Origin of the sequence: Billgrantia saliphila (genome assembly GCF_002930105.1) — a bacterium.
Taxonomy (GTDB): Bacteria; Pseudomonadota; Gammaproteobacteria; order Pseudomonadales; family Halomonadaceae; genus Halomonas; species Halomonas saliphila.
Genome location: NZ_PJRN01000007.1, coordinates 41,619 through 58,992, shown reverse-complemented (window position 1 = coordinate 58,992; position 17,374 = coordinate 41,619). Strand labels below are relative to the sequence as shown.

Genomic DNA, 17,374 nt, shown 5'->3' with positions numbered 1-17,374 from the left:
CCTGTGCTCGTCAATATTGCAGCCCGAGCGCTATCGGACCCGCGCCGCCATGATCATCGGGGCGGCAAGGCCGAGGCCGGATCCGGTATACTGTGGCTCCCTACTTCAAGCCGAACGACAGGATACGCCGTGAATGTGATCACCCTGACCCGCCCCGACGACTGGCACCTGCACGTACGTGACGGCGAAGCGCTGGCGGCCGTAGTGCCCGCCACCGCGCGCCAGATGGGACGGGCGATCATCATGCCCAACCTCAAGCCTCCGGTGACGACCACGGCGCAGGCACTAGCCTACCGCGAGCGTATCCTTGCTGCTCGACCCCCGGGCTCGACCTTCGAGCCGCTGATGACGCTTTATCTCACGGACGACACCCCGGCCGAGGAGATAGAGCGCGCCGTGGCTTGCCGAGAGGTGCACGCGGTGAAGCTCTATCCCGCGGGGGCGACGACCAACTCCGCATCCGGCGTCACCGACCTGGCCCACTGCGATGCAGCCATCGCCGCCATGGCGCGGCTGGGGCTCCCGCTGCTGGTCCATGGCGAGGTCACCGACGCCGAGATCGACATCTTCGATCGCGAGGCGGCCTTCATCGAGCGTGTGATGAAGCCGTTGTTGGAACGACATCCCGATCTCAAGGTGGTCTTCGAGCACATTACCACCGCCGACGCGGCGGATTTCGTCGCCCAGGCACCCGACAACATAGCAGCCACGATCACAGCACATCACCTATTGTTCAACCGCAACCACATGCTGGTGGGCGGTATCCGGCCGCACTATTATTGCTTGCCGATCCTCAAGCGCGAACGGCATCGCCAGGCGCTGCTGGCGGCGGCGACGTCGGGCAGCGGCAAGTTCTTCCTCGGTACCGACAGCGCGCCGCATGCGCAGGGTGACAAGGAATCGGCATGCGGTTGTGCCGGCGCCTACACGGCCCCCGCCGCAATCGAGTTCTACGCCACCGCCTTCGAGGAAGCCGGGGCCCTGGATCGTCTCGAGGGCTTTGCCAGTCACTTCGGCCCCGACTTCTACGGCCTGCCGCGTAACGCCGATACCGTTACCCTGGTGCGCGAAGCGTGGGCACTGCCGGCGTCGCTGCCGTACACCGGGGGGCAGCGCATCGTGCCTCTGCAGGCGGGTGAGACGCTTTCCTGGAAGCTCAAGGACTAGACCGGGCGACCCCGGGCGGCATCTCGTCGAAGCGGGAACGACAGCGGCCGCCCAGGGGCGGCTGCTGTTCGTCGAGCCGACCGAAGGTCAGCCGGCGACCGGCTCGGTGTCGGTCTGCGGAGCGGGCTGGGCCAGTCGGGCGATCATGCGTTCGACCATGCGCGCCGAGTGCGCGGCGGCCTGCTCGAGAAACTGTTCGAACGAGAGATGGTTGTCACCGCCGCCAGCGATGTCGGACAGCGAGCGAATGACCACGAACGGGCAACCGTAGAGATGGCAGGTCTGGGCGATGGCGGCGGCTTCCATTTCGGCGGCTAGCATGGTGGGGAAACGGCTGCGCGTCTTCGCCACCAGCTCGGGGCAGGCCATGAACACGTCGCCGGTAGCGATCAAACCCTCCACCACGCGCACTTCGCCGAGCGCTTCGACGCACTCGCGGGCGAGCGTCACCAGGCGCGGGTCGGGGAGGTAGGCGGCCGGCATGGCCGGCACCTGGCCGTGCTCGTAGCCGAAGACCACCGCGTCGACGTCGTGGTGACGCACCTCGCTGGAAACGACCACGTCGCCGATCTCGAGTCCCTCGCCGAAGCCTCCCGCCGAGCCGGTGTTGATGATGGCCTCGGGCTGGTATACGTCGAGCAGCAGAGTGGTGCCGATGGCAGCGTTGACCTTGCCAATCCCGGACTGCAGGATCACCACGTCGACGCCGTGCAGGGTGCCGTGATGGAAGGTGCAGCCGACATGGCTGCGAGTGCGGCAACCCTCGAGCAGCGAAGCGAGATAGCTCACCTCCTGCGCCATGGCGCCGATGATGCCGATGCGTTTCATCTTGCGATGCGTTCTCCGTGGGCGGCGTGGGCAACGCCTATGGGGGCGTCATGCCTCGTCGGCGAAGACCTGGGTCCACTCGTCACGCTTGGACAGGAAGCCGCGGGCGATCCGCTTGGCGCCCTCGAGGCTATGGCTGGCTGCCCAGCCGCACTGCATCTCGTTGCAGGCGGGGACCTCGTTCGCCTCGAGCACGTCCTCCAGCGTCTTCTGCAGCAGGACCAGCACGTCGTCGTAGTCGTCGTGATTGATCAGCGCGACGTAGAAGCCTGTCTGACAGCCCATCGGGCTGATGTCGACGATGCGGTCGGAATGGTTGCGCGACAGCTCAGCCATAAGATGCTCGAGCGAATGCAGGGCCGGCATCTCCATGTGCTCGCGATTGGGTTGGCAGATACGCATGTCATACTTGTGAATGCGATCGCCGTTGAGTCCGGTCTTGATGTCGGCCAGGCGCACGTAGGGGGCCTTCACCTTGGTGTGGTCGAGGTTGAAGCTTTCGACGTTCATCTTGTCGCTCATGGGCGGCCTCCCGCTACCGGTGAGAAAACGAAGCGCGCATTCTAGCCGAGACGCGCGGTCGTGTCAGGGGCGGCGTCAGCGGTCGGCGGCGGCAGGTGCCATGGCGTCGTGCTGTTCGGCCGCGCCGAGCGTGTTTTCCAGTAGCGAGGCGACTGTCATCGGGCCCACGCCGCCAGGCACCGGGGTAATCCACCCGGCGCGCTCGGCAGCGGGGGCGAACTCGACGTCACCCACCAGGCGGCCGTCCTGCTCGCGATTGATGCCTACATCGATGACGATGGCTCCCTCGCGCACCCATTCGCCCTTGACGAGGCCCGGCTTGCCCACCGCCACCACCAGTAGTTCGGCGCGGCGCACATGCGTCTCGAGATTGCGGGTGAAGCGATGGCAGACGGTGGTGGTACATCCAGCCAGCATCAACTCGAGCGCCATGGGGCGACCGACGATATTGGAGGCACCGACGACCGTGGCGTCCAGACCGCGCACCTTGAGTCCGCTAGCCTGTAGCAGGGTCATGATTCCCTTGGGAGTACAGGGGCGAAGCATCGGCTGGCGTTGGGCCAATCGACCGAGATTGTAGGGATGGAAACCGTCGACGTCCTTGTGCGGCAGTATGCGCTCGAGGATGGGGCGATCGTCCAGATGCTCGGGCAGCGGCAGCTGCAGCAGGATGCCGTCGACCCGGGAATCGGCATTGAGCTCGTCGATCAGCCGTTCCAGCGCCTCCTGGGTGGTGTCGGCGGGCAGGGCGTGTCGGAACGACAGGATACCGGCCTGCTCGCAGGCGCGATGCTTGTTACTGACGTAGACGTGGGAGGCCGGATCTTCGCCCACCAGGATGACGGCCAGGCCGGGAATGCGCTTGCCCTCGATACGGCGCGCCTCGACCTGGCGTGCAACCTGTTCGCGGACCTGAGCGGCAATGGCCTTGCCATCGATGAGTTGGGCGGTCATCGTGTTCCCCCGTGGGTGGTCTGGGATGGGCGCTGTGGCGGCCTGGCCGGCCGGCGGAAGCGGTGCGAAGGGTGCCGATTTTCGCATGACGCGCCGTTCAGGCAAAGCGCAAAAAGCCCCGTCGTGTCAGGCCGCTATTGACCGTGTTCGATTCTCGCGTAGAATACGCAGCGCTCGACGAGGCCCCTGCGGCGTGTCGAGGGTCGTGCATAGGCCGGCGGGGTGTAGCGCAGTCTGGTAGCGCGCCTGCTTTGGGAGCAGGATGTCGGGGGTTCGAATCCCTCCACCCCGACCACAACTTACTGTTTGCGCTCAGGAAATGGCGGAGCGGGGTTGCGGTCAGACGCCATGGAACGTAGAATGCGCCCATAGCTCAACCGGATAGAGCAACGGCCTTCTAAGCCGTAGGTTGCAGGTTCGAATCCTGCTGGGCGTGCCAGTTCGGCGTGCGAAGCAGTTCGGCCGGGCGGTTTGTCGATATGGTGGATGTAGCTCAGTGGTAGAGCCCCGGATTGTGGCTCCGGTGGTCGTGGGTTCGATCCCCATCATCCACCCCATTCGACTTTCGTGCAGTACCCGCGATCTTGCGGGCGTTTTTGCAACGCGTCTCTTGCAATGGTGGATGTAGCTCAGTGGTAGAGCCCCGGATTGTGGCTCCGGTGGTCGTGGGTTCGATCCCCATCATCCACCCCATTGCAACTCCTCTTCTTCGTTTCGCTCCTTCAAGCTTGTGCCTTCCCGTGTGCCTTCCCGATTTCCAAGGGGTGATGCCCTGCATCTCGCCGTGGGCGGGCATGGCGCGGTGGGTGATACGCGTCTGTATCCTTCGCGCTCGGTTTCGGATGTCGCTGCGGCCCTTGCAATCCGCCGTGTCGCCCCCATGCTTTAGGCATAACGCTTGCCAGCGTAGAGTGGGGTTCTTAGAATCTCTCTTTTACTTTCCACACGCTTTCCCTAGAACGCCCCAGTCGGTAGAGGACCATTCATGCAAGTTTCCGTCGAAACGACCTCCCAGATCGAGCGCCGCGTCACGTTTCAGGTGCCGGCCGCAGAGGTCGACGAAGCCGTCGAGGCTCGCCTCAAGGACACGGCGAAGAACATTCGCCTCAACGGCTTCCGCAAGGGCCGGGTGCCCATGGCCGTGGTGCGCCAGCGGTACGGTCGCGGGGTGCGCGACGAGGTGGTCGGCGAGCTGATGCGTGAGCGCTACGTGAGGGCGATCACCGAAGAAAACCTCAACCCTGCAGGTTTCCCGAGCATCGAGCCGAAAGTCAACGAGTCTGGTCGTGACCTGGAATTCGTGGCGTCTCTCGAAGTCTATCCGGAGATCGAGCTGGCGCCGATCGACGGTGCCGAGATCGAGCGTCCCGTGGTCGAGGTGACCGACGCCGACCTTGAGGAGATGGTCGAGACCCTGCGCAAGCAGAACGCCTCCTGGGAAGTCGTGGAGCGTCCCGCGGAAGACGGCGATCAGGCCAAGATCGATTTCGAGGGCTTCCTCGGTGACGAGCCCTTCGAGGGTGGCAGCGCCCAGGGCCACGAGCTGGTGCTGGGCTCCGGCAACTTCATTCCCGGCTTCGAGGAGCAACTGGTGGGTGCCCAGGCCGGCGAGGAGAAGGAGATCAAGGTCACCTTCCCCGAGGACTACCAGGCCGAGCACCTGGCCGGTCAGGAGGCGACGTTCAAGGTCAAGGTGCATGAGGTCAAGGCCCGAGCCCTGCCCGAGGTCGACGAGGAGTTCATCAAGCGCTTTGGCGTCGAGGACGGCGATATCGAAAAGTTCCGCGCCGAAGTGAAGAAGAACATGGCGCGCGAGGCCAAGCAGGCGGTCGACAACCGCGTCAAGCAGCAGGCGCTCGAGGCACTGAAGAGAGCCAACGAAGTACCGGTGCCCCAGGCGCTGGTTCAGCAGGAAACCGATGCGCTCAAGCGCCAGGCGGCCCAGCAGTTCGGTCTGGGTGAGGACTTCGACGTTTCACAGCTGCCCAACGAGCTGTTCTCCGAGCAGGCCAAGAGCCGCGTTCAGGTCGGTCTGCTGCTGGCCGAAGTGATCAAGGCGAATGAGCTCGACGCCAGCGACGACGAGATCCGCGCCAAGGTCGAGGAGCTCGCCGAGCAGTATCAGGATCCGCAGGAGGTCGTCGACTATTACATGGGCAACGAGCAGCTCAAGACCCAGGTGAAGTCGGCTATCCTTGAGGAAAAGGCGGTCGACAAGCTGCTGGAGCAGGCCACCGTCAAGGACGTGGAGATGAGCTATCAGCAGGCCCTGGCCGCCGCCCAGCAGGGCGAGCAGTCGTCCGAGGAGGACGAGGTCGAGGAAGGCCAGGAAGAAGCCAAGAGCTGATCTTGCGACTGCATCCCGCTGGCGGCCAGGTCGCCAGCGGGATGTCACTCACTTCATTCATCGGATGCAAGGACATCACACTGATGAGCAACGAGTTCGAGACCCGAAACGCCGGCGGCCTGGTGCCGATGGTGGTAGAGCAGAGCGCACGCGGCGAGCGGGCCTACGACATCTACTCCCGGCTGCTGAAGGAGCGTGTGATCTTCCTGGTGGGTCCGGTGGAGGATCACATGGCCAACCTGGTGGTTGCCCAACTGCTGTTTCTCGAATCCGAGAATCCGGACAAGGACATCCACCTCTACATCAATTCGCCGGGCGGGGCCGTCACGGCGGGCATGGCGATCTATGACACCATGCAGTTCATCAAGCCTGACGTATCCACCGTATGCATCGGGCAGGCCGCCAGCATGGGCGCGCTGCTGCTGGCCGGCGGTGCGGCGGGCAAGCGCTACTGCCTGCCTCATTCGCGGATGATGATCCACCAGCCCCTTGGCGGCTACCAGGGGCAGGCGGCGGACATCGAGATCCATACCCGCGAGATCCTGGGTATCCGCGACAAGCTCAACCGCATTCTGGCCCATCATACCGGTCAGAATATCGAGACCATCGCCCGCGATACCGACCGCGACAATTTCATGAGCGGCGGCCAGGCGGTGGAGTACGGTTTGATCGATGCCGTACTGGATAAGCGCCCCACATCCTGATAGCGTGAAATCAAACCACGCATCTTATACGTGATTAGCGGCGGCCGGCGTGGCCGCCGAAGTGACAGAGGTACGCGAATGGCCGACGGCAAAGGCAAGGACGAGGGCGGCAAGTTGCTCTACTGCTCGTTCTGCGGCAAAAACCAGAACGAAGTGCGCAAGCTGATTGCAGGCCCGTCCGTGTATATCTGCGACGAGTGTGTCGACCTGTGCAACGACATCATTCGCGAGGAAGTTCTCGATGCCGATGCCGAGAGCGATGAGGAGCGCCTGCCCGTTCCCCGCGAGATTCGTCGCACCCTGGACGAGTACGTGATCGGCCAGGACCGCGCCAAGACGGTGCTTTCCGTGGCCGTCTACAACCACTACAAGCGTCTTCGCGCGGGTGTCAAGGGCGATGACGTGGAGCTTGGCAAGTCCAACATCCTGCTCATCGGTCCCACCGGCAGCGGCAAGACCCTGCTGGCCGAGACCATGGCGAGGCTGCTCAACGTTCCCTTCACCATCGCCGACGCCACGACTCTTACCGAGGCCGGCTATGTGGGTGAGGACGTCGAGAACATCATTCAGAAGCTGCTGCAGAAGTGCGATTACGACGTCGAGAAGGCCCAGCGCGGCATCGTCTACATCGACGAGATCGACAAGATCTCGCGTAAATCGGACAACCCCTCGATCACCCGCGACGTTTCGGGCGAGGGCGTGCAGCAAGCCCTGCTGAAACTGATCGAGGGCACCACGGCATCGGTGCCGCCGCAAGGCGGGCGCAAGCACCCGCAGCAGGAGTTCCTGCAGGTCGATACCGGCAATATCCTGTTCATCGTGGGCGGCGCTTTCGCCGGTCTCGACAAGGTCATCCGCGATCGCGCCGAGAAGGGCGGCATCGGCTTCAGCGCCGTGGTGAAGAGCAAGGACGAGACCAAGGGCGTGGGCGATCTGCTCGCCGATGTCGAGCCGGAGGACCTGGTCAAGTTCGGCCTGATCCCCGAGTTCGTCGGCCGTCTGCCGGTCATCGCCACACTGACCGAGCTCAACGAGGATGCCTTGATCCAGATCCTCACCGAGCCGAAGAACTCGCTGGTCAAGCAGTATGCACGCCTGTTCGACATGGAAGGCGTGGAGCTCGAGTTCCGCGAGGACGCCCTGCGGGCCGTGGCAGCCAAGGCCATGGCGCGCAAGACCGGCGCCCGCGGCCTGCGCTCGATTCTCGAGTCGGTACTGCTGGACACCATGTACGAGATTCCTTCCATGGAGGGGGTGACCAAGGTGGTCATCGATGCGTCGGTCATTGCCGGCGAAAGCGAGCCGCTGCTCATCTACTCGCAGCAAGATCAGCGGGTCGACGGCACCGACGGTTGAGGCGGGGCGGCCGACGCTGCCACGCCCGTGACGGTGAAAGGGGTCGCTTGGGCGGCCCCTTTTTCGCGTTCGACCTCGCGCCCTTGCAATAGTGGTGGCGCGCCCCCATCCCCCCCGTATCCACCGATTCGACTTTGAGGAACGTCTGCGATGCAGCAGAACGCCGTTCAGACTTTGAGTCTGCCTCTCTTGCCACTGCGCGACGTGGTCGTTTATCCGCAGATGGTGATCCCCTTGTTCGTCGGCCGCGAGAAATCGATCCAGGCGCTGGACGCCGCGATGGACGCCGACAAGCGTGTACTGCTGGTGGCCCAGCGCGAAGCCGGGCAGGACGACCCGGGCACCGAGGACCTATTCACCATCGGCACCGTTGCCGAGATCATGCAGTTGCTGAAGCTGCCCGACGGTACCGTCAAGGTACTGATCGAGGGGGTTTCCCGCGCCGACTTGCGCGAAGTCCATCATGCCGACCAAGGGCACAGCATGGCCGAGGCCGTCCTGCGCGACAGCGAGCCGCTGACCGAGCGTGAGCAGGAAGCGCTGGTGCGCGTGCTGCTCAATCAGTTCGAGCAGTACGTCAAGCTGTCGAAGAAGGTCCCCAACGAGGTGCTCAACTCGCTCTCGGGCATCGAGGATCCCAGCCGCCTGGTCGATACCATTTGTGCGCATCTCTCACTCAAGATCCAGGACAAGCAGCGACTGCTCGAAATGGATCGCGTGAGGGATCGCATCGAGCACCTGATGGCGCTGATCGAATCGGAAATCGATCTGTTGCAGGTGGAGAAGCGCATCCGCTCCCGGGTCAAGGACCAGATGGAGAAGTCTCAGCGCGAGTACTATCTCAACGAGCAGATGAAGGCCATCCAGAAGGAGATGGGCGAGCTCGAGAACGTGCCCAACGAAGCCGAGAAGTACGAGGCGGCGATCGAGGAGTCGGGCATGCCCAAGGAAGCGCGCGACAAGGCGCTTCAGGAGCTGGGCAAGCTCAAGATGATGTCGCCGAGTTCGGCCGAAGCCACGGTGGTGCGTTCCTATCTGGATTGGCTGGTATCGGTGCCCTGGAAGAAGCGCACCCGGGTCAAGCACGACCTGGTGCATGCCCATAAGGTACTGGACGAGGACCACTATGGCCTCGATGAGGTCAAGGAGCGCATCCTCGAATACCTCGCCGTGCAGAAGCGAGTGAAGAAGCTCAAGGGGCCCGTGCTGTGCCTGGTGGGGCCGCCAGGGGTGGGCAAGACCTCCCTCGGCCAGTCCATCGCCCGGGCCACCAATCGCAAGTACGTGCGCTTGGCGCTGGGTGGCGTGCGCGACGAATCGGAGATTCGCGGGCATCGCCGTACCTATATCGGTTCGCTACCGGGCAAGCTGATCCAGCGCATGAGCAAGGCCGGCGTCAAAAATCCGCTGTTCCTGCTCGACGAGGTCGACAAGATCGGCATGGACCATCGTGGCGATCCCGCCTCGGCGCTGCTGGAGGTGCTCGACCCGGAGCAGAACGACAAGTTCAACGACCACTATCTCGAGCTCGATTACGATCTCTCCGAGGTGATGTTCATCTGTACCGCCAACTCGATGAACATTCCGGGGCCACTGCTGGATCGCATGGAAGTGATTCGACTGCCCGGCTATACGGAGGATGAAAAGCTCGCGATCGCGCGTCGCTACCTGGTGCCCAAGCAGCTCAGCGCCAACGGGTTCAAGGAGGACGAGCTCAGCTTCTCCGACGATGCGTTGCTCGAGCTGATCCGCTACTACACCCGGGAGGCCGGTGTGCGCGAGCTTGAGCGGCAGATCGCCAAGGTGTGCCGCAAGGTGCTGCGTGAGCGTCTCGAGTACGAGGGCAAGGGCGCTCGAGCACCGGTCTCGCTGGATGCGGCGGATATCGAGAAGTATGCTGGCGTACGTCGCTACAGTTACGGACTGGCCGACAAGGAGGACCAGGTGGGGCGTGTGACCGGCCTGGCCTGGACCTCGGTGGGCGGCGAGCTGCTCAATATCGAGTCGGTAGTGACGCCCGGCAAGGGTCGGATCAACAAGACCGGGTCACTCGGCGACGTGATGAAGGAGTCGGTCAGTGCCGCCCAGACCGTGGTGCGTGCCAGGGCCAGCGCTCTGGGCATCGACCCGGAGCGCTTCGAGAAAGAGGACCTGCATATCCACGTGCCCGAAGGGGCTACGCCCAAGGATGGACCCAGCGCTGGCATCGCCATGGTCACCGCCATGGTGTCGGCCTATACCGGTCGCCCGATACGTTGCGATCTGGCCATGACCGGCGAGGTCAACCTGCGAGGCGAAGTCATGCCGATCGGTGGGCTAAAGGAGAAATTGCTGGCGGCCCGGCGCGGTGGTATAAAGACCGTGCTCATTCCAGAAGAGAACCGCCGTGACCTCAAGGAGGTACCGGACAATATCAAGGGCGCGCTGGACATCCGGCCCGTCCGTTGGATCGATGAAGTGTTGGAGGCTGCATTGGCAGAAAGAGCAGGCTCCAGCGGGGAAGAGTCAAGAACGGAGGAATCCGCTTCTTCTTCCACCATGATCAATACACATTAACGATAATTTAAGTGTTATGCCGGGGTTGAAATCCCGGCATGACGCGGTTTGGCGCCGCAGTTGCTTGACACCTCTTTTGCAGCATTGCTATAAACTGCCAGCCATGCTGTGATCGTGTTGCCGGGCGAAAGGCACGCCGATTAGAGCCATTTTCTGAAACAGTTAAGGGGTGAAGTGTGAACAAATCCGAGCTGATCGAAGCCATCGCCGCGTCTGCCGACATTCCCAAGGCCGCAGCGTCGCGTGCACTGGATGCCATGGTCGACACCGTCACCGAGAGCCTCAAGAAGGGCGATACCGTCTCTCTTGTCGGTTTTGGCACTTTCACGGTGAAGGAACGCGCTGCGCGCACCGGGCGCAACCCGCAGACCGGCGAGCCGATCCAGATCAGCGCAGCCAAAGTGCCGACCTTCAAAGCCGGCAAGGCGCTTAAAGACTCCGTAAACTGAGTCAACGGATTATTTGCGCCGCTGTCCCCGGTTGGGACGTACACATATCGGCAGCAAACAATCAGGCGCATCGCTAAGGCGATGCGCCTTCTTTTTTACGCCGCGAGCGACGTCGCATGACGAGGCGACGGAGAGCGGCGATGGCCGGGGGCGACGAGCCACCGTATAATACGGCGCCACAGCCAGCCAACAATCAGCAACAGAGGCCTGCATGCTGCAAAGTATTCGTGACCGCTCCAGGAGCTGGGGCGCCAAGATCATCGTAGGTGCCGTGGTAGTGACCATGGCGCTGTTCGGGATCGAGTCCCTGGTGGGGCTGTTCGGAGGCAGTGGCGATGAGGTCGCCAAGGTCAACGGCGAAACGATCACACGTCAGGAGCTGGAAATGGAGGTGCAGCGCGCCATTCGCTCCGGACAGGTACCGCCCGAGCAGGAGCGCGCGCTGCGCGGCCAGGTACTCGAAGAGATGATCGGCGAGCGCCTGCTGATTGATTTCGCCGAGGACGGCGGCCTGTACCTGTCGGACGAGCAGCTCGACCAAGTCATCGTGACGCTGCCGGAGTTCCATGATCAAAATGGGCGTTTCGATGCCGATCTGTTTCGCAATCGCTTGGCCAGCGCCGGCTTCACGCCTGTCTCGTTTCGCAACGCCCTGCGTGTGGACCTCAAGCGTCAGCAGCTGCAGCAGGGGTTGACGCTCAGCGAGTTCACGCTTCCCAGCGAGCGCGAGAGCCTCGCCGCACTACAGCGGCAGACGCGCAGCTTCCGCTACCACGTGCTTGACGAAGAGAACCTGGCTGAGCCCGTGGAGATCAGCGAAGAGGAGCTGAGCGCCTACTACGAGGAGAACCGGGATCGATACCGGCGTCCCGAACAGGTGCGACTCGAGTACGTCGTCGTCGACAAGCAGCAGATGGCCGAGCAGGTCGAGGTGGATGAGGCCTCGATTCGTGCGGCGTGGGAGGAGCGCGGCCAAGACGCGGATCGTCGTGTGTCGCATATCATGGCGACCTATGGCGACGAGCGCGGCCGGGAAGAGGCGGTGGCCAGGCTCGAGGAGGTGCGTGAGCGTCTCGCTGAAGGAGAGGAATTCGCCGATCTCGCCCTCGAGTATTCCGACGACCCCTCGACGGCCGAGCAGGGCGGAGATCTTGGGGTGATCAGCCGCGGTTTCTTCGGCGACGACTTCGATGAGGCCGCCTTCTCGCTGTCGCCGGGCCAGGTATCAGGCATCATCGAGACCAGCAACGGGCTGCACCTGATACAAGTCACCGAACTGGACCAGCCGCCTCTGGAAGAGTTGCGTGACGAGTTGGCTCGTGAGCTGGCGCTCGAACAAGTCGCTGACGAATTCAATCAGCGGGTACAAGCCCTGATCGACGAGAGCTTTGCCGCCGACGATCTGGAAAGCGTGGCAGAAAGCCTCGATCTGGAGCTGCAGGAGAGCGACTGGGTATCCCGGGAGGGGGCTGGACAGGGCGTTCTGTCCGAGCCTGGCGTCATGAGCGAAGCCTTCAGCGAAGACGTACTGATTGAGGGGTTCAATAGTGAAGTCATCGAACTCGATGCGGATCGCCGCATGGTGCTGCGAGTAGCCGAACATCGTGAAGCGACCGTTCTGCCGCTGGAAGAGGTTCGTGACCAGGTGGCGCAGGCAGTGGAGCGGCAGAAACGGCGTGAGCTTCTCGTGGATGTGGCGCGTGAGCGGGTCGAGACCCTGCGTGCCGGAGCGGAGCTCGATCTGGAATGGCAGCGGGTCGAGGCAGCAACTCGCCAGCATGATGGAGTGCCTCGCCAAGCGCTGCAAACGGCCTTTCGCTTGCCGAGTCCCCAAGGGAATGACGCCGTCTTCGGTCACGCCATCGATGGCGATCGTGTCATCCTGATCGCGCTGGACGACGTGGAGCAGGGCGAAGTCGACGAGCAGGTCGAGGAGTTCGTCGCGCGCATGACCGAGCAGCTGCGCAGCCAGAGCGTGGTGCAGGGACTGCGTGAGCATCTACGAGAGACTGGCGACATCACGAGACGCTGAATCGCGTTCGGATCCGCGAGTGGGGCGGCCTGGTCGCCCCTTTCTTTTTACGCTAGATTTATACCGTTATCTTTTCTAGCTCATTTAGCGTACGAATAGCCTTTGGTGTTGGGATGCCCAGTCGCGGACGGCAAAATTTTGTTATAAAGTAACGTATTCATTCCTTCCGTGCGCTTGAGTCATGCCATGCAAAACGCCACGCCTGTTCCCGTGCATGTCGTCACCGGTTTTCTGGGTAGCGGCAAGAGCACGCTGATCCGATCCTTGATCGAGCAGAAACCCGAGCACGAGCGCTGGGCGATCCTGGTCAACGAGTTCGGCCGTATCGGCATCGACCAGACCATGTTCGAGGCTCGCAGCGATGTCATAGTGAAAGGGCTGCCCGGCGGTTGTCTGTGTTGCCAGCTGGCTTTCGTCATGCAGGCGACGCTGGTCAACCTGTTGCATCGCCATCGGCCCGAACGGCTCATCATCGAGCCATCGGGGTTGGGCCATCCGGCAGGGTTGCTCGATGTGCTGCGCGGAGAAGCCTTCTCCGAGGTGCTCGACGTTCGTGACATCCTGGTGCTGCTCGACCCCGCGCGGCTCGACGATTCCCGTTCCCGAGAGCATGAGACCTTCCGCGATCAGTTGAGCATGGCCGATGCCGTGGCGCTGACCATGACCGACCGGGCCAGTGCGGCGCAGCTCGGCGAGGCATGGCGCCACGCGGAATCGCTGTGGCCGGCGAAGAAGTGGATAGCGGAGGCGCCGCATGGGGCATTGCCCATCGAACGGCTGCTAGGCAGCGGGGCGCATCGCGGCGAAGAGGGCGCAGCGACCAGTGTGGACCACGACAGGCTGCGCCATTCGGCTGGGGCGAGCGTCGTGCTCGATGACTTCGCCATGGCACAGCCTTCACCGGGTTGTCCGTTGCAAGAGAGTGACGTTGCGCTCGGTTACGCCACCCTGGGCTGGCGCTGGCATCCCGCCGATGTCTTTTGCCTCGATCGGCTGACCCTGGCGCTGGATCGATTGCCTGCAGGGCTGCGCGTCAAGGGTGTGCTGCATACCGATGTCGGCTGGAAACTCTTCAATCGGGCCGAAGGAAGCATCAGCCTCACCGATAGCGCCTGGCGTCAGGATTCGAGGCTGGAACTCATCGGCGAGAACGAGCGCCTCCCCGCGGCGGAAAGCGTCTTGAGTACACTGCAGGGCTGTCGGCTGGGGAGTGGGACGGGTACGTCGGGTTGATCGCCGCCCGCTACAGCGAGAATTCGCGCAGCTGCGGGTCGCCATCGGTGCCAATCACGACTTCCCAGCCCTGGCCAGGCTGCCAATCGCCCAGCACGATACGCCTGGCCGGCTGGTCGTCGATTTCCAGTTCATGCACAGCAGGGCGATGCGTATGCCCATGAATCAGCGTGGTGACACCGTGATCGCGCATGGTGCGAACGACCTCGTCGTGGGTCACGTCCATGATGTCCTCGGCCTTGTTGGAGGTCGCCTCGCCCGACTGCTGGCGAAGCGAGTCGGCCAGCTTGAGGCGCTCGGCGATCGGCATGGAGAGCACTTGTTGCTGCCACGCGGGATTGCGAGCCTGGCCACGAAACGTCATGTACGCCTCGTCGCGAGTGCATAGGCTGTCGCCATGCATCAGCAATACCGGCTCGTCGGCGATGCGCAGCACGGCGGGATCGGACAGCAGCTTGGCGCCGGCGGCAGTGGCATAGCGATGGCCGAGCAGAAAATCGCGGTTGCCATGCATCAGGTAGATCGACGTGCCGTCATCGGCCAGCCGCCGCAGGGCAGTGGCAACGCGCACGGCGAGTTCGGCGTTGCCGGTGGGGTCCTGCTCGATGTAATCGAGCAGGTCGTCGCCTATCCAGGCCTCGAAGAAATCGCCGAGGATGTATAGCGCTCCGACGCCGCGAGCGCGCTCATCGAGCCAGGTGAGGAATCCTTCCGTGACCTCGGGCGCGCCGGGGTGCAGGTGCAGGTCGGAGATCAGCAGGGTAGTGGTCATGGCCGTGTCTCGCAGGCGCGTGTCGTATGGCGAGGGCGGCGCGCGCCCGGGAGGTCGAGCGCGCGATATGAGCTGGGATCAGGCGTCGTCGGCCGTACCCTTGATGTAGGCGCGCTGGATCACCACGTCCTCTGCCGGTACGTCGGCGTGCATGCCGCGGCGAGTGGTTTCCACCTCGGTGATGCGCTTGACCACGTCCAGGCCTTCGACCACTTCGCCGAACACGCAGTAGCCCCAACCCTGGATCGATTTACCGCTGTGATTCAGGAAGTCGTTGTCAGCCACGTTGATGAAGAACTGGGCCGTGGCGGAGTGGGGGTCCTGGGTCCTGGCCATGGCCAGTGTACCGGACTGATTCTTAAGCCCGTTATCGGCTTCGTTCTCGATTGGATCACGGGTGGGCTTCTGGTTGAAGTCCTGATCGAAGCCGCCGCCCTGGATCATGAAGCCGGGGATGACGCGATGGAAAAGGGTGCCGTCGTAGTGACCGTCGCGAACGTACTGCTCGAAGTTGGCTGCGGTTTTCGGAGCTTTTTCGTGATTCAGTGCAATCGTGATATCACCGAAATTCGTTTCGAGAATGATCATCAAACTATTCCTGTCCAATAAGCGCACGCCTTGGCGCCGTGCATGGGCGTGGCGTTATAATAGCGGTTTTGTATCGACGCGCGAAGCGCGTCGGACTCATCGATACCCGCGAGGCTGAGGGCGGCGCTGTTGTTCACCGGTTCGCCAGCGTTCCCGATTCGCATCCAATCAGAGGGTTGCCGCAATCATATGACCACCGAGACCGCCAGTGCGCCGAATTTCATCCGTAACCAGATCTACGACGAGATCGAGACTGGTCGCGTCGACAAGGTCGTGACCCGCTTTCCGCCGGAGCCCAATGGCTTCCTGCATATCGGGCATGCCAAGTCGATCTGTCTTAACTTCGGTCTGGCCGAGATGTTTGGTGGAGATTGTCATCTGCGCTTCGATGACACTAACCCGACGAAGGAAGAGCAGGCCTACATCGACGCCATCAAGGCGGATGTCAGCTGGCTAGGCTTCGAGTGGGCCGGTGCGGTTCGCTACGCCTCGGACTACTTCGACCAGCTCTACGCCTGGGCACAGCATCTCATTCGCGAGGGCAAGGCCTACGTCGACGACCTTTCGCCCGACGAGATCCGCGAGTACCGCGGCACCCTGACCGAGCCGGGGAGGCCGAGCCCTTATCGCGAGCGTGACGTCGAGGAGAACCTGGACCTGCTGGAACGCATGCGCGCCGGCGAATTCGACGAAGGCGAGAAGGTGCTACGGGCCAAGATCGACATGGCCTCGCCGAATATCAATCTTCGCGATCCGATACTCTATCGTATTCGTCATGCCCGTCATCACCAGACCGGCGACAAGTGGAAGATCTACCCCTCCTACGACTTCGCGCATGGCCAGTCGGATGCCGTCGAGGGCGTGACCCATTCTCTCTGCACCCTGGAATTCGAGGATCACCGTCCGCTGTACGAGTGGTTCCTCGACAATTTGCCGGTGCCCTGCAAGCCGCGCCAGATCGAGTTCGCGCGGCTCAACATGAATTACACGCTCACCTCCAAGCGCAAGCTGAAGCTGCTGGTCGACAAGGGGATCGTCGACGGTTGGGACGATCCGCGTATGCCGACCATCTCGGGCATGCGCCGTCGTGGCTATACGCCCGCCTCGATCCGCAAGTTCTGCGAGATGATCGGGGTGACCCGTGCCGACGGCGGCCTCGTCGACATCGCCATGCTCTACCATGCGATTCGTGCCGACCTCGAGGACAATGCACCGCGCGCCATGTGCGTGCTCAAGCCCCTCAAGGTGGTGCTGACCAACGTCCCCGAGGACTTCGAGGAGATCTACGAGGTGCCCGGTCATCCCGCGCGGGAGGACATGGGCGTGCGCCGCGTGCCGTTCAATCGCGAGATCTATATCGACCACGACGACTTCATGGAGGAGCCGCCGAAGAAGTTCTTCCGCCTGGCACCCGGCCAGGAGGTGCGTCTGCGCAACTCCTACGTGATCCGCTGCGACGAGGTGGTCAAGGATGCCGGCGAGATCACGGAACTGCGCTGCTCGGTGGATTTCGACACCCTGGGAAAGAACCCGGAGGGTCGCAAGGTCAAGGGCGTGATTCATTGGGTCAGCGCGACCCATGCGGTGCCGATGGAAGTGCGCCTCTACGACAACCTGTTCCTGGTCGAACAGCCGGACAAGGACAAGGACGCCGACTTCATCGAGCATCTCAATCCCGAGTCGTTGTCGGTCTGCCAGGCCATGGGCGAGCCGAGCCTGGCCGAGGCCGGCCCGGAGACGCGCTTCCAGTTCGAGCGCGTGGGCTACTTCTGTGCCGACCGTCATGCCTGTCGCGAGGGTAAGCGGGTCTTCAACCGCACCGTCGGTCTCAAGGACAGTTGGGCAAAGATACAGAAGAAGGGCTGA

At 62.9% G+C, this 17,374-nt stretch carries 14 protein-coding genes and 4 tRNA genes; 13 read left to right on the top strand and 5 right to left on the bottom strand.

Translation table 11 applies throughout. The features are described 5' to 3' along the window. Positions 1–129: 129 nt before the first annotated feature. Complete coding sequence (gene pyrC, locus CYJ07_RS09585) at positions 130–1,167, top strand: dihydroorotase (protein ID WP_104203476.1); 1,038 nt, start codon at positions 130–132, stop codon at positions 1,165–1,167. 87 nt (positions 1,168–1,254) lie between these two features. Here the strand turns inward: pyrC and mtnN are convergent, their stop codons facing one another. The 3 genes from mtnN to folD form a co-directional block, all read right to left on the bottom strand. Further along, positions 1,255–1,995, bottom strand: a complete 741-nt coding sequence (mtnN, locus tag CYJ07_RS09580) for a 5'-methylthioadenosine/S-adenosylhomocysteine nucleosidase (protein WP_104203475.1) — start codon at positions 1,993–1,995, stop codon at positions 1,255–1,257. Between the two features lie 48 nt (positions 1,996–2,043). After that, the gene (locus CYJ07_RS09575; protein WP_104203474.1) at positions 2,044–2,517 is read right to left on the bottom strand and encodes an S-ribosylhomocysteine lyase; all 474 of its coding nucleotides are present in this window, start codon (positions 2,515–2,517) and stop codon (positions 2,044–2,046) included. A 75-nt stretch (positions 2,518–2,592) separates the two neighbouring features. Next, positions 2,593–3,471: a bifunctional methylenetetrahydrofolate dehydrogenase/methenyltetrahydrofolate cyclohydrolase FolD gene (folD, locus tag CYJ07_RS09570; protein ID WP_104203473.1), complete on the bottom strand. Its 879-nt coding sequence runs from the start codon at positions 3,469–3,471 to the stop codon at positions 2,593–2,595. 218 nt (positions 3,472–3,689) lie between these two features. On the opposite strand from folD, the gene CYJ07_RS09565 reads away from it, so the two are divergent. The 11 genes from CYJ07_RS09565 (at position 3,690) to CYJ07_RS09515 (ending at position 14,148) form a co-directional block, all read left to right on the top strand. Beyond that, positions 3,690–3,766 (top strand) — tRNA-Pro (locus tag CYJ07_RS09565). 67 nt (positions 3,767–3,833) lie between these two features. Continuing rightward, a tRNA-Arg gene (locus tag CYJ07_RS09560) sits at positions 3,834–3,910 on the top strand. Between the two features lie 43 nt (positions 3,911–3,953). Then, positions 3,954–4,028: transfer RNA gene (locus CYJ07_RS09555), tRNA-His, on the top strand. Positions 4,029–4,089: 61 nt separating this feature from the next. Beyond that, positions 4,090–4,164 (top strand) — tRNA-His (locus tag CYJ07_RS09550). 292 nt (positions 4,165–4,456) lie between these two features. Continuing rightward, positions 4,457–5,818, top strand: coding sequence for a trigger factor (gene tig, locus CYJ07_RS09545; RefSeq protein ID WP_104203472.1), 1,362 nt, complete (start codon positions 4,457–4,459; stop codon positions 5,816–5,818). Positions 5,819–5,901: 83 nt separating this feature from the next. Beyond that, complete coding sequence (clpP, locus tag CYJ07_RS09540; protein WP_104203628.1) at positions 5,902–6,522, top strand: ATP-dependent Clp endopeptidase proteolytic subunit ClpP; 621 nt, start codon at positions 5,902–5,904, stop codon at positions 6,520–6,522. 78 nt (positions 6,523–6,600) lie between these two features. Beyond that, a complete protein-coding gene (gene clpX, locus CYJ07_RS09535; RefSeq protein WP_104203471.1) occupies positions 6,601–7,878 on the top strand; it encodes an ATP-dependent Clp protease ATP-binding subunit ClpX in 1,278 nt (425 codons plus the stop codon). A gap of 150 nt (positions 7,879–8,028) precedes the next feature. Further along, the gene (lon, locus tag CYJ07_RS09530; RefSeq protein WP_104203470.1) at positions 8,029–10,434 is read left to right on the top strand and encodes an endopeptidase La; all 2,406 of its coding nucleotides are present in this window, start codon (positions 8,029–8,031) and stop codon (positions 10,432–10,434) included. 176 nt (positions 10,435–10,610) lie between these two features. After that, positions 10,611–10,883, top strand: a complete 273-nt coding sequence (locus CYJ07_RS09525) for an HU family DNA-binding protein (protein ID WP_104203469.1) — start codon at positions 10,611–10,613, stop codon at positions 10,881–10,883. Between the two features lie 211 nt (positions 10,884–11,094). Beyond that, complete coding sequence (locus CYJ07_RS09520; RefSeq protein ID WP_104203468.1) at positions 11,095–12,915, top strand: SurA N-terminal domain-containing protein; 1,821 nt, start codon at positions 11,095–11,097, stop codon at positions 12,913–12,915. A 186-nt stretch (positions 12,916–13,101) separates the two neighbouring features. Further along, positions 13,102–14,148 (top strand): CobW family GTP-binding protein, encoded by a 1,047-nt coding sequence (locus CYJ07_RS09515; RefSeq protein ID WP_104203467.1) that lies wholly within the window; start codon positions 13,102–13,104, stop codon positions 14,146–14,148. 10 nt (positions 14,149–14,158) lie between these two features. Here the strand turns inward: CYJ07_RS09515 and CYJ07_RS09510 are convergent, their stop codons facing one another. Further along, the gene (locus CYJ07_RS09510) at positions 14,159–14,920 is read right to left on the bottom strand and encodes a UDP-2,3-diacylglucosamine diphosphatase (protein WP_104203466.1); all 762 of its coding nucleotides are present in this window, start codon (positions 14,918–14,920) and stop codon (positions 14,159–14,161) included. 78 nt (positions 14,921–14,998) lie between these two features. After that, positions 14,999–15,508: a peptidylprolyl isomerase gene (locus CYJ07_RS09505; protein ID WP_104203465.1), complete on the bottom strand. Its 510-nt coding sequence runs from the start codon at positions 15,506–15,508 to the stop codon at positions 14,999–15,001. A gap of 189 nt (positions 15,509–15,697) precedes the next feature. Here CYJ07_RS09505 and CYJ07_RS09500 point away from each other — a divergent pair, with 189 nt between their 5' ends. Further along, the gene (locus tag CYJ07_RS09500) at positions 15,698–17,374 is read left to right on the top strand and encodes a glutamine--tRNA ligase/YqeY domain fusion protein (RefSeq protein WP_104203464.1); all 1,677 of its coding nucleotides are present in this window, start codon (positions 15,698–15,700) and stop codon (positions 17,372–17,374) included.